The organism is Paenibacillus sp. MDV22-iso6 (genome assembly GCF_058408365.1).
In genome coordinates, this window is record NZ_JBZVDZ010000004.1 from 162,780 (window position 1) to 176,123 (window position 13,344).

The following is a 13,344-nucleotide window of genomic DNA, read 5'->3' on the forward strand; positions in this document are numbered from 1 at the left end:
ATACACAAAATTTGATGTACTCAGAGATTGCGTTCTTAATCATCAATTTTCAGAACCGCCATGAATGCTTCTTGCGGCACCTCTACGTTACCAACCTGCTTCATCCGCTTCTTACCTTCCTTCTGCTTCTCAAGCAGTTTCCGTTTCCGCGAGATGTCACCGCCATAACACTTCGCAAGTACGTTTTTACGCATTGCTTTTACCGTTTCACGAGCTACAACTTTGGTACCTACAGATGCCTGAATTGGCACCTCGAACATTTGCCGTGGAATCAGCTCGCGCAGTTTCTCACAGACAATGCGTCCACGGTTATAGGCACGGTCACGGTGAACGATGAAGGACAGAGCATCCACCTGTTCGCCATTGAGTACAATATCCATTTTCGCCAGATTGGACTGACGGTAACCGGACAGCTCATAATCAAGGGATGCATATCCTTTGGTACCGGATTTCAGCTGGTCGAAGAAGTCATATACAATCTCGGACAACGGAATCTCATAGGTAATGGTAACCCGTGTTGTGTCCAGATATTCCATATTCACATATTCACCACGTTTATTCTGACACAGCTCCATAATGGTACCTACATAATCATTCGGTACGATAATGTCTGCCTTGACATATGGTTCCTCGACGTAATCAATCCGTCCCACCTCAGGATAGTTGGATGGGTTGTCGATTTTCATCACTTCACCATTCGTTAAGGTGACGTGATAGATTACACTTGGTGCCGTTGTGATCAACGGAATATTAAACTCCCGCTCGATCCGCTCCTGGATAACGTCCATGTGAAGCAGTCCAAGGAATCCGCAACGGAATCCAAAACCGAGTGCACTGGATGTTTCCGGTTCAAAGCTCAGAGACGCATCGTTCAACTGCAATTTCTCCAACGCTTCACGCAGATCAACATAGTCCGATGTTTCAATCGGATAGAGACCACAATATACCATTGGGTTAATTTTACGATAACCCGGCAAAGGTTCCGGTGTTGGATTTTTGGCATCCGTTACCGTATCCCCGACTTGTGTATCGCCTACATGCCGAATACCGGCAACAATAAATCCAACATCCCCGACGTTCAGCTCGTCCACGATGGTCATACGAGGTTTGAACGCTCCAACTTCAATGACTTCAAATGATTTACCTGTTGCCATCATTTTGATTTTGGAACCGGATTTGATTTTGCCGTCAACAACACGCACATATACGATTACACCTTTGTACGGGTCGTAGTGCGAGTCAAAAATCAGCGCTTTCAAAGGCTGTTCAGGATCACCAGTTGGTGCCGGAACACTTTTCACCACTTGCTCCAAAATTTCTTTGATTCCGATTCCTGACTTGGCCGAAGCCAAAACCGCATTACTTGTGTCCAAACCAATAACATCTTCCACTTCCTGCTTCACCCGTTCAGGATCAGCGCTCGGAAGGTCAATTTTGTTGATAACCGGTAAAATTTCAAGATTGTTATCCAACGCCAGATACACGTTGGCAAGTGTTTGGGCTTCAATTCCCTGAGCCGCATCCACAACCAGCAGAGCACCTTCACATGCAGCAAGACTGCGTGATACTTCATACGTGAAGTCTACGTGTCCTGGTGTATCAATCAGATTCAATAAATACTCTTCACCGTCATCCGCTTTGTAAGTCAAGGCTACTGCTTGTAGCTTGATCGTTATTCCACGTTCGCGTTCAAGGTCCATTTTATCGAGAACCTGTTCCTGCATTTCACGTGACGTGAGCGCACCTGTGTGCTCCAAGATCCGGTCCGCAAGTGTTGATTTGCCGTGATCTATATGTGCAATAATTGAAAAGTTACGAATTTTACGTTGTCTTGCCCGAATGTCAGTCATTCCTTACCCCCAGAAACAGCCTAGTGTCAATCACATCATTATAACAGTTGATGCAGGGTGCATCAATCCCGCGTTGCCCCAACTTTATAATTATCGTCACAATTGCGAACTCCCAAGGGTATATTTTGCCTATATTTCATAACCTTTTATTCAGCGACTCCGCTAAATAAGGATACTACCCACTTCATTCCGTTATGGGACAGATTTTGAAGAAGACCTGCCGTTTTGTCAGCCAGCACGTCGACCGGTGCTTTGCTCTGCTCTGAGCCAAGCACCTGACTCGGTGACAGAACAGGTACCACTGGGGGTTCTTTGACCTCCTGTTGTACCGCCGAGGTCGGAACAGACTCGGTAGCCGGTGACACCGGCTCAGTTTTCACCACTGCAGGGTTGTCAGTCGAATTATCGCCCCTATTAAAACTGCTGCCTGCCAGCTGCATTCCAAACAGAACACCCAGCAACATTAATACACAGATGGAAAACAATCTTTTGCCGAATCTGGACACGTTCCTCGCCTCCTGTTTTATCTTCGATTCTTCTATTCTTCCATATCAGGAATACTAGCCACCTTGTGATGTCTTTTCCGCACTCGCTTTGTCCACCTTCTGATCATTCCAGTACACCTCTGCAATCATGTCGGCGAGTACTTTGGATGTCCGCTCCAGTTCAGCAGCTGTATTGTCGATGCCGCCAATCTCAATCAATATGCTGTTGGGAGAAAGCGTTTGGTTGTATTCACCATTGTTGGCCCCGCCGCCGTCCTTGCCCCATACGCCCCGAGATACCCCTGGATATTTCGCTTCCAGCTTCTTATGAATTTTGGCCGCAAAGGCCTCATTCTGCTGCCAGTTTGGATTTTCATGTCCTATAATAAAATATACTTTGGCATAACCCAGATTATTAATGGTCGTTGTTGTTTTGTTATGACGTTGTGAGTCACGGTGGATATCGATGAGATACGTAAGATCGTCATTTTGAGCGAGTGCAGTTTTCACCGTCTGACGAGAGTATTTATAGGAATAATTCCAGTTATAATCCTTCACCTTGGTCGGATAATCTTCCTGTGCATGCTCCACCCCAATCCCCAGCTTCTCCAAACTGTCGGATAAGTAGGTTCCCACTTGAAAAACATTGCCCGTCGATTTACCAGAAGAAGGATTGTCACTCTTTGTGCCCAAGAGAGGATTGTATCCTTCACGTGGATGGGAATGGTAGACAAGAATCGCTTTTTTTCCTGTCGTTGGTTTGCTCGGTTCATCTTTACCGCCACTCTTCGGTGGGGGATCACCCTTTACTTCACCATCACCCGGATTCTGCGGATCAGATGGATCGGGGTTATCCTGACCTGGTGGGATATGCTGCTCGCCACCTGATTTCCCTCCGCCTGCCGATGCCGTATCAATGAGTCCAGGACCCGGCTGATAATCTTCTGGAGCTTCAGCTTTTTCATTTCCCGAGCCCGGTCGCAGCAGTACGGGTTGATTGGAACCCATGCCAGGCATTTCTCTAGCGATCAGGCTTTTGGGGTCTTGCGGATTCACATTCGTCAGCAGTTGGAACACAAATGAAGTCAGATTTTCACCAGAAAATGCAGAGGCTTGTTCCTTCTGAGTTAGATGCGGCATTTCCATGCCGAGCATGTCCACAAAAAAGCTGCTTGATACGGCTCCCGCAAACCCTTTCATAGAAGAAACGGGTGAGCTATTCAAACGCTTCTCTGCCATGCCCCCTAGACCGAGTACAACAAAAAACAAAGCAGATATGATCATAAGCAACAACAACGTACGGCCCATGGCCAGCACGTGCAAACATCTCTTTTTCCATTTACCAATATTCCAGGCCAATATTTTGTTCATTGCTTCTGTCTCCTTCCCTGCTGGACAACGCTTATACTTCAACTCTATGAGCCTGCCAGATTTGATAGAACAGGAAAAAGAAGATTGCACAAAAAAAGAAAGTCCGATAGATTCGGACCTTCTTCACAGGAGTCTCAAGCATTTAAATTTCAAATGTTAATTAATGGGTGTAGGCAGCTACATTCTCAGCATTTACCGCATCATGGAGCGCTGCATTTAGACCTGTTGCAATAATATTGGCAATATCTTCGACAAATTCGTCGATTTCTTTGGGGGTAACGATCAGATCATGGCCTAGTGGCTCCAGTACCTCTTTTACCAAACTGAGACGGTCATTTTCGCCAATATCGTCCAGCATGCCCATAATCTGTTTCGTTTGGTCGGTCTCCTGCCGAAAATGAGTACGCATCATTTCGATGACGTTATTCACGATGGTCGACGCATAACATACGGTAGGTACACCGATGGCAATGCAGGGAACACCTAATATTTCACGTGTCAGTCCACGTCGCTTGTTCCCAATTCCTGAGCCAGGATGAATGCCGATGTCTGCCACTTGAATCGTTGTATTAACACGTTCGAGGGAGCGTGAAGCCAGCGCATCAATCGCAATGATTGCATCTGGTTTCGTTCGATCCACGATCGCTTGTACGATGTCACTGGATTCTATACCCGTTGTCCCCAGCACACCTGGCGCAATAGCACTGACTTCTCGATAACCGGGTGCAACCTGATCCGGAACCAGCTCAAAATACTGACGGGTAACCATCAGATTCTCCACTACCAGCGGACCAAGTGAATCAGGCGTGACGTTCAGGTTGCCCAAACCCACAATCAGCACCTTGGAAGTCTTGTTAATTCCCGCTTTGGCCAAAAAATCTTCCATCTCTCGCGTGAATTCTGCCGCCACCCGCTCCTGAAGATCGGTATCCCCGTTACGAAGCGATGGAACCTCCAAAGTGACATAGTGCCCCTTTACACGCCCAATTGCTGTAGCTGCTGCATCATCAAGCACATCAATACGTGTGATTTTGATACCGTCTTTCTCATCCACATCCTCCCGTAGCCCGGGAATCGTCTGTTTCTGCCCCCCCTGAGCCATCTCCTTGGAGTCAATTGCCAAGTCGGTACGAACTGCATAATTTTGCAAATCCAGTGTCATCTGTCCCTGCCTCCCTTACCGCATTTGAGCATATTGTGTGGGAAAATGGTGTGCTTTATGCAGCACCATCGAACATCATAGGAAAATCTGTTGCAATTTGCATGCCAGCGTGCTAGAATATTTTAAGTTGTGAAACGTTTGTATTCATGCAAATGCCTTACAGGAGGTGAATGTAATGCCAAACATCAAATCCGCTGTTAAACGCGTAAAAACGAGCGACAAGCGCCGCGCACTCAACGCTTCCCAGAAATCTGCACTCCGTACAGCTGTTAAAGCTGCTGATGCTGCTCTGGTAAGTAACGAAGTTGATACTGCAAAAGCTGCGATTCAAGCTGCTTCCAAAAAGCTGGACAAGGCTGTAACTAAAGGTCTGGTTCATAAAAATGCTGCAGCCCGCAAAAAGTCTCGCTTGGCGAAAAAACTGAACGCTCTTTCCGCACAAGCGTAAGAAGCGTTACTTATACGATCTAATGGAAAAATCCTGAACAGCACGAGCTTTCAGGATTTTTTAGTATCTGATTCTATAAGCACTCATTCAAACGGGGCGGCCTCTATTCCGATGATCTCACCATCAACGGAATAGAGGCCGCTTTGTGTTACAGTTATATCTAAGTTTAAGCACCGAGCCTTAACAAGAAAAGCTCTAGTCCGAGCACTTTATCCACTGCCCCGGTCTTCATCTGATAATCCAGTTCACTGAGATGACTCAGAATTAGCCTCAAACGTTCTGCCTGAAACTTGCGAGCCTGTTCACCAGCAATTTTGACAGCATACGGATGCAGACCAAGCTGACTGGCAATCTGCTGTTGGGAGTAACTCTGCTGCCCTAACTCCTTTACCTGAATCATAATTCGAAATTGACGGGCAATCAAGGCAGCAATTTTGATTGGTTCTTCACGCTGCTTCAGCAACTCATAAAAAAGACCCAACGCTTTCTCCAGCCTCAAGTTAGCAAGCTCCTCCACCAACGCGAACACATTCTGCTCGGTACTTCGCGCCACCAAAGATTCGATATCTGCGCGTTTAATCGTGCCTCCGTTACCAGCGAACAAACACAACTTGTCCACTTCCGCAGATAACGTCTGCAAGCCTGTTCCTGCATAACTCACAAGCGTGTCAGCTGCTCCAGTCTCAAAAGATACATCCCGTTGCTTCGCCAGCTTTACAATCCAACCCAGCAGCTCTTCACCACTTAGTGGAGCGAACGCAAGGACAACGGCTTGTTTCTTGGCTGCCTTGACTAGTTTTTTACGCTCATCCAGCTTATCCCCTTGGGCCAGAAACACAATAGTACTATAATCTGCCGGATTGTCCATATATGTAAGCAGCCGATCAATCTGGTGATCCATTTTGGAATCCTTGCCTGCTGTAAACAAATTAGCATCGCGAACGATAATGAGTTTACGTGGAACAAGAAAAGGAACCGTCTCCGCTTCTTCAATGACCACCTCCACAGGTGTCTCAGAGAGATCATATGGAATGATCGCAAATTCTCGGTGTTCTTCTTCAATTACCTGTTGTTTTAACATATCCGTAAATTGCTGTATCTGGTACTTCTCCGTTCCGTACAGCACATATACCGGAGCCGTTTCTCCATTACGTATTGCCTTTGTCGCACTCTTTACATCCATCACGGTGCCCCCTTATCCCTCTTATCCTACCAGAAATCGTGACAGACAACAAAGGGGCCTTACATCCGGTTACGGATGAAGGCCCCCTGTCCTACATCTATATAAACGCTGACACCAACAATTCTAGAAAAAGCTGGTGCGCGGTCATACGACGTCAGTTATGCCAACTGAGATAGGACGTTGTTGTTACTTTCAATATATTCTTGATACAACAGAAATGTTCGGCAAGTCTTAAGGCCAAACGTATAATTTACAGCCTATTTACCAGAGGTCCCGCTTGAACCAGTGGACACATTAAACGATTTCTTCACTGTTGTCCCATCTTGATCTGTCTCGTAATTGAATACGGTGCTATCCTTGGACCAGCTCGCAGATTTTAGTGTACCCTCCACACTACGTTGCTCGACCAGATTAAGCACATCCGGGTCAGCGGCAGGTTTAGAGTAAATGCTGATCTGATCGCCGAGCAGCATGACCAGATAGGAGCCATCGGGTGACTTCCATTCTTTTGGAGTCTTCGTGGCAAGTGCACCTGAATCCGTGGCAGCCAATCCCTTATTTCCTCCCGCTGCATCCATGCCTGTCTCGGAATCAGGACTCGTCACGCCCTCCGTCGGCTCTTCTACCTTAACATCAGGCATATCCTGAGAAGTAGTGAATGATTGTGCATCCCCATTTTCAGGCTCCGTTGCTCCACTCTCAGTAGAACCTGCCGAAGATCCGGTAGCAGCTCCTGAATCCTGACTTTTTTGCTGATCTGCACTCTTGGTACTATCAGCAGGATTGGAACTGGAAGGGGCGTTTTTCGTTGCATCACTCTTGTTCAATTCTGACCCAGTATCCGGCTGTTTAGAAGGTTGCTCTTCCTTCAATTCTGGTTCCTGCACCTTTTCTGAACCATTTTCTTCAGGACCAACCTCTTGAGCTTGTTTATCTTCAGCGGATGGCTGACTTTCCGAACTATCGACCCACACACTGTTATCGCTCTGTAGTGAGGTGGAAGAATCTTCATTATCGATCTCTCTGCTCAGTGGATTTTGATCCTCATTCCCACCTTCTTGGGTGCTGCCCGTGCTCATTATCATTTCTGCATTTTCGATCTTCTCTGGCTGATATCCAAAAATGGCAACGCCCAGTACAACAGCGGCTGCTGCTGCGCCCATGGACATCCGGCCCGCCATAGAATTCAACCATTTTTGCTTCGGTTTCCGCTCACTAGAACGCTGTAAATTCTCAAATGCAGCAGGGACAGGACTCATTTCCTGTATTGTACTGCTTTGTTCCCTTTTCGCTTCGTCGATTGCATCCAGTTGCGGCATAATGGCATCAACCAGACTGAATCTCGGGGTTACCTGCGGCAAATCTTCCAGTTCTCTGGAGAGAGCTCTGAGCAAACTAAAATTTTCGGCGCACTCCGCGCATTGGGCCACATGCTGTAGCATCTGCGCAGTTTCCGCCTCGCCCAGATCATGATCCAGATACCGGTGCATCCATTCCACCACCTCTTCGCATTTCATCCTGTCACACCACCTTTCTGATACTCCTGTAGTAGATTCTGTAATTGCTGTCTGGCTCTAAATAAATAAGATTTAACCGTATTCAACGGAAGATCGAGGCAATCCGCAATTTCGTTATAGGATAAGTCCTGCAAATATCTTAGAACAATAACGGTACGATGATGCTCAGGCAGCTTGTTAATGGCATCCTGAATATCCTTTGCCACATACGTGGACATCACTTCGAATTCCACATCCTGATTGTCCTGAAAAACCATATCATGCTCGTCAATGGAGACGGAGGGCTTGGTTCTTCTGAATTTATCAATACAGATATTCGTGACGATGCGCTGAACCCATGTCTTAAACTGGGCCTTTTCCTCATATGAATTAATCTTGGTGTAAATTCGGATCAACGCTTCCTGAGCAGCATCCAAAGCGTCTTGTTCATTATTTAGAATGTAATATGCGGTCCGATAAACATGCTGTTCAATGTCCCGCAATAGGGTAATTAGAGCGTCGCGATCGCCCGATTGAGCGGCTCTGATGAGTTCCGGCTCTACCACAAAGGATCCCCCTCTCCCTGCAACCTTACAGACGTGACCATCAATAAAATTGTTGCAAAGTTAAGTATTTTTTTTATTGCCATAACAAAATAACGGCTTATGTATTGGAGCCGCTGAAATCTTCTCTTAGAATAACAGAAATTGCATAACGAGTCATCAAGCCAGCTCAAAAGTCATTCCAGTACTTACACGACTCAATTTTATTACAATGGCATACATTATAGCTAACAACACTTATAGCATTGAAAATAAAAAAGTTCAAATTTTGTACAAATTTAAGCTCGTTTTAATGTAATTTTCATGAAAACAGTGTATTGTAAATTTACATTCATAACACGAGGTGATGAGCATGCCAGCTCTTGCAAAAATTCAAGCGTTAAAAGAACAAATGCCCAAAGAATATCAAAGCATATCCCATTTTGTGGAACATGCTTTGCAGTCTATTGATACCCTGGTTGAGGAACATCGGAAATACACCGCTGCACAGGCATTATACGGCGATAAAATCGTCGGATCGGAAGAACGCTTGTACAGAGAAACCGTGCTTGATGTACGAGCACAGCTGTTGCTGACGCTTGAGAAAACCGTAGAAGATCTGTTGCACAAAGGCGACAAACATTGGAGTAAACACTTCAAAGATGGCGTTGAATAATTCGTTGTTATAAGTCATTTCAAAATTAGCCCGCTTTCCGGCATTCTCCCCCAGGAGTATACCGGAAAGCGGGCTTTTGGTTTCATTCTTCGAGCAAATGATGTACTTCATACAGAAAATTAATAAATGACAACCAGTTGTAGATTGGGACTGTATAGATTTTATCTTTATTGAGCGAACATGATGAACACAGAAGTATTACGTATCTTTCACGAAATTTTACATTAATTTCACATAACAGCATAATAAATCCCATTTTATAACTTAAAATAGAAAATATAGGCACGTAGAGGAGCGAAATCAGACAACTAACGGAAAACTGGACACTATTTAATAGTAATTCAAGTCGCACAGACGAACTAGAACTCACAACGGCGCAACAAAATTTCTAAGCAGATATGAGGCAGATTAAATGAATTTGAAAATCTTTTTAAAGTACTTCCTGGGATTTTTTCTACTCTGTAGTCTATTATTTATTGTATATAATATGATGATACGCCATAAAACTTGGGATCAAATCGATCACACGATTAACTTATTCAGTGCGACTATAATTAGCTTAATAGTTGGTATTTCAAAAGCAAGAGAGTAATCCATTTTATCCAACTCCCACAAAATTCATGAATCATCCATCGTCAACTTGTAGCGCACATCAATCTTCCCATCTTTGATCTTCATCTGAATCTCCCCCATTTGATCTGTTCGATAGATCTCTGTACCCGAATCTACAAGACGTTCAAGCACCCCAGGATTGGGATGTCCATATGTATTGTTGGCCCCAGCAGATATCACGGATGCAGATGCATTCCAGTACTGTAACCAAGCTTCCGTTGACGATGTTTTGCTACCGTGGTGTGCAACTTTTAATACGTCTATGGTGACAGGAACCTCATGATTCTCCCCCAAATGACGTGTAAACATCTCCTGAATAGTAACATCTACTAACGTAGCATCCGCATCGTACTGTCCAAACGAGGCTGAGAGCGATCCATCTTGAATCATATAGAGCAGATCCTGCTCGGCTGCAGCATCCATATCTCCTGTGAACAATAATGAGGCGCCTGCCATTTCCAGCATAAAGACAACCGAATCATGATTCTGATGTTCCGAGAAGGGCAATCTTTCTTCTGTATCCATCGCTTTCTCCAGATCCGGATATATAAAATGTAGTCTGGTCTCCCCATCCGGAGCGTAGGACATCCCTTGGCGAATGGCATATAACGGAATCTGCTTGTCTATAACGGTATCCAGCAATTTCTCGAAATTGGCTGTACCGCTGGTTGTCCCATTGAACATGAATCGTTCCACTGGAATCTGTTCGAGCACGGCCTGTAATCCACCAGCATGATCCTGATCGGCATGGGTTACGATTACGGCGTCCAGCCGATGAATGCCCCGCTTTTTCAATAAAGGAACGACCACCTTGGCCCCTACTTCGTATGGATCACGCCGTGTCTTCCAGGATTGTTCAGACTTCCCGAACTGGACCGTACCTCCACCATCGACCAAAATATGTTTGCCTTCAGGTGTTGTAATAAGTGTACTGTCCCCTTGTCCGATATCCAAAAACTGCACCACTCCTGTCCCCGCAGGCTGCGGTGTCTGGTATGCCCACCATAATCCCACCACAAAGCTGAGAGCCAGCAGCGCACACATCCATTTGTGGAAGACGTTCATCCGTTCACCAGAGTAAAAACCCGCCCCACGCGCAGCAAATGCACTGGTATATTCCGGCCAGGCAATACTTGCACTTAATGTTGTCATCGAACCCGGGCTAGCCTCACGTCCACCTTTGTTTAATCCTTGTGATGATACATTAGACAACCCAGACAATCCTAGAGCCGCTTTAGGCGTTCCCCCAACAAATCGGCGATCCAGCGGAGCCGTATCCTCTTCTGTGCCCTGAACTACAGGCTGGTCACCTCGACCACGATGAAGGACCCGCAGAAGCGCATAGAGAACGGCATAATATGCTGTTATCCACAGTAGCGATGGGGTAGCCCAGATCAGCACAAATCCAGGCAAACTGTTCATCCACTCCACACTTACAAAGGTCAATTTGTTCAACATAATAGCAATCCACGCCAATGGTTTAGCCAGAGGTATCCAAATGAACGATAAAATCAGGGCAACCGTTCCAAGAGGAAGTACAATGGCACTGATCAAAGATACAAGCAGGAAGTTTGCGATAAATGAAAGCAGTGAAAACTGGTTGAAATACAGAATCGTGACCGGAAAAGAAATGAGCTGTGCTGTTACCGTCACAGAAGCTGTTGCTGCAAGGCCCTTGGGCCAACTGCTAAATATCCGATTAATCAGTGGCATGTAAATCATCAGTCCAGCCGTTACAAGAAAAGATAGCTGAAAGCTCACGCTCAGTAAAAAATACGGGTTCCACCACATCATCAACAACGCTGCTGCACTGATCATCTGCAATCCATCCCTCGCAAGCCCGCGCCGCGCCATATACAAACCAATCATCGACATGATACCCGCACGAATGACTGATGGCGAACCGCCAGACAACAGTACATATGCAGGTATTAGCAGTAACACAATGGTGAGCGAGGTTTCTCGGGTTAACCTAAGCCAGGATAAAAGGAGCAGCAGCGATGCCACATACACCGCGACATGTGTTCCAGAGATCGCCAATATATGAGTTAAACCAAGCTGTGAAAATTGTCCATATGTATCCGGATCGATATCATTAGCCATCCCGATAATCAGGCCTTTCATATACCCCGCATGAGGTTCGGGAAATATCTGTTCTACCGCTGCGCCAAGTTTATGCCTGACGATGTCATTCCACCGGAGGATATTGAGTTCCCCCAGCCCTTCCGGCGGAACGGTGGTTACCGAGCTGGCACCCTTCACTTTAAACAACCAATGGATATGAAGAGTCCTTAAGTAATTTCGATAGTCAAACCCACCAAAATTTCTAGCTTCGCTGGGAAGCGCAAGCGCACCCGTCAACGTGATCGTATCTCCTCGCTTCCACCCTGCTGCTACTTGCTGTTCTTCTTCCTCAGCCAGGCGAACTTGGACCATTAGACGTTCTCTCACGTTAGGCGCAGTTCGCGCTTCCGACGCTGGCGCCGAGGATGCATCGGATAGTGGAAGCATCGACGTGACCTGCATTTCAAAATCGGCCCGATCCCCATCTATGCGTACATCCGACATAAGGGTTCCTTCGAGTGTAGCTGCATAACCGTCCAAATCCTCGGCTGTCGTATGTGTGATATCGGGCAGACTACTCCGATTCCGCGCATCATTCCATTCCCAGTGCACAGCACCGCCAACGAGTGCTCCAATCAGTAACAAGATGGACCAACCGCGTATATCAATCCATCGTAGTAAAAGAGGCAGACAAACGAATGCTCCGATCATTCCCACGATCAAGGACCAACCCGATAATACACATGCCATCCCACTACCGCATAACCAGCAGACGGTAAATACGAGTAAAGGTCTACCTTTCATTTTCTTCCCCTCCTTTGTGTCACCCGTATGAACGCAGAAAAACCCCCGGCAGCTGATACAGCAACCGGAGGTTCTTCCCCGCAAATTTGAATATTATATTGGTTCTAGTCACTTACTGTCATCATCGTCTCCCGCGGAGGCTGGTAATTTTCCAGCTTACGAAACGTAATACCTTTTTGCTTCATCATATTTGTTACCTTGCCTGTGTCCTTGGGATACGGGCGATGAAACACGATTTCTGTAATACCGCTATTCGCGAGCATATTAGAGCAAGTCCAGCAAGGTTCATCCGTGACATATACAGAAGAGCCTTCACGGTCAATTCGATCGGTGAACAAAAGCAAATTCTGCTCCGCATGAATAGTACGAATACAGCGTTGCTTTTTAACCATTTCCTCCTGACCGTCGGTTACCACCAGCTCATATTCTTCTGAGATCATGCATCCTGCTTCAGAGCAGTCCGGAACCCCCATGGGCGCACCATTATAGGCTGTTCCAAGCAGTTTCTTCCCCTGCACAAGTACAGCCCCAACATGACGGCGTGAACAGCGGGAACGGGTAGAGACCATATATGCGATGTCCATGAAATACGTATCCCAGTCTTTGCGTACGTCTGCCGTGCTCATAACCGTTTCCCTCCCATCGGATACA

The 13,344-nt window shown here is 46.2% G+C and carries 11 protein-coding genes; 2 read left to right on the top strand and 9 right to left on the bottom strand.

Features of this window, described 5'->3' with window-relative positions:
- Window positions 1-35: 35 nt before the first annotated feature.
- The 4 genes from lepA to gpr form a co-directional block, all read right to left on the bottom strand.
- Window positions 36-1,850: a translation elongation factor 4 gene (gene lepA / locus AC4PM4_RS12790; protein WP_063567286.1), complete on the bottom strand. Its 1,815-nt coding sequence runs from the start codon at window positions 1,848-1,850 to the stop codon at window positions 36-38.
- Window positions 1,851-1,996: 146 nt separating this feature from the next.
- Complete coding sequence (locus tag AC4PM4_RS12795) at window positions 1,997-2,356, bottom strand: hypothetical protein (protein ID WP_491613730.1); 360 nt, start codon at window positions 2,354-2,356, stop codon at window positions 1,997-1,999.
- 54 nt (window positions 2,357-2,410) lie between these two features.
- Window positions 2,411-3,706 carry a stage II sporulation protein P gene (locus AC4PM4_RS12800; protein ID WP_064636355.1) on the bottom strand — a complete coding sequence of 432 codons (1,296 nt, stop codon included), beginning with the start codon at window positions 3,704-3,706 and terminating at the stop codon, window positions 2,411-2,413.
- Window positions 3,707-3,866: 160 nt separating this feature from the next.
- The gene (gpr, locus tag AC4PM4_RS12805; RefSeq protein WP_063567283.1) at window positions 3,867-4,868 is read right to left on the bottom strand and encodes a GPR endopeptidase; all 1,002 of its coding nucleotides are present in this window, start codon (window positions 4,866-4,868) and stop codon (window positions 3,867-3,869) included.
- A 175-nt stretch (window positions 4,869-5,043) separates the two neighbouring features.
- Here gpr and rpsT point away from each other — a divergent pair, with 175 nt between their 5' ends.
- Complete coding sequence (gene rpsT / locus AC4PM4_RS12810; RefSeq protein ID WP_024628504.1) at window positions 5,044-5,316, top strand: 30S ribosomal protein S20; 273 nt, start codon at window positions 5,044-5,046, stop codon at window positions 5,314-5,316.
- Between the two features lie 166 nt (window positions 5,317-5,482).
- Here the strand turns inward: rpsT and holA are convergent, their stop codons facing one another.
- The 3 genes from holA to AC4PM4_RS12825 all read right to left on the bottom strand — a co-directional run bounded on the left by holA (window position 5,483) and on the right by AC4PM4_RS12825 (window position 8,561).
- Entirely contained in the window at window positions 5,483-6,499 is a 1,017-nt protein-coding gene (gene holA / locus AC4PM4_RS12815) for a DNA polymerase III subunit delta (RefSeq protein WP_491613731.1), read from the bottom strand.
- 257 nt (window positions 6,500-6,756) lie between these two features.
- A complete protein-coding gene (locus AC4PM4_RS12820) occupies window positions 6,757-8,016 on the bottom strand; it encodes an anti-sigma factor family protein (protein ID WP_491613732.1) in 1,260 nt (419 codons plus the stop codon).
- A complete protein-coding gene (locus AC4PM4_RS12825; protein ID WP_024628507.1) occupies window positions 8,013-8,561 on the bottom strand; it encodes an RNA polymerase sigma factor in 549 nt (182 codons plus the stop codon). Before AC4PM4_RS12825 ends, AC4PM4_RS12820 begins: the two co-directional genes overlap by 4 nt.
- A gap of 349 nt (window positions 8,562-8,910) precedes the next feature.
- Between AC4PM4_RS12825 and AC4PM4_RS12830 the strand changes: the two genes are divergently transcribed.
- Window positions 8,911-9,213 carry a hypothetical protein gene (locus AC4PM4_RS12830; protein ID WP_053781298.1) on the top strand — a complete coding sequence of 101 codons (303 nt, stop codon included), beginning with the start codon at window positions 8,911-8,913 and terminating at the stop codon, window positions 9,211-9,213.
- A gap of 618 nt (window positions 9,214-9,831) precedes the next feature.
- Here AC4PM4_RS12830 and AC4PM4_RS12835 read toward each other — a convergent pair.
- Window positions 9,832-12,693 (bottom strand): ComEC/Rec2 family competence protein, encoded by a 2,862-nt coding sequence (locus tag AC4PM4_RS12835; RefSeq protein WP_491613733.1) that lies wholly within the window; start codon window positions 12,691-12,693, stop codon window positions 9,832-9,834.
- Between the two features lie 104 nt (window positions 12,694-12,797).
- Window positions 12,798-13,319 (bottom strand): deoxycytidylate deaminase, encoded by a 522-nt coding sequence (locus AC4PM4_RS12840; protein ID WP_063567278.1) that lies wholly within the window; start codon window positions 13,317-13,319, stop codon window positions 12,798-12,800.
- Window positions 13,320-13,344 lie beyond the last annotated feature (25 nt).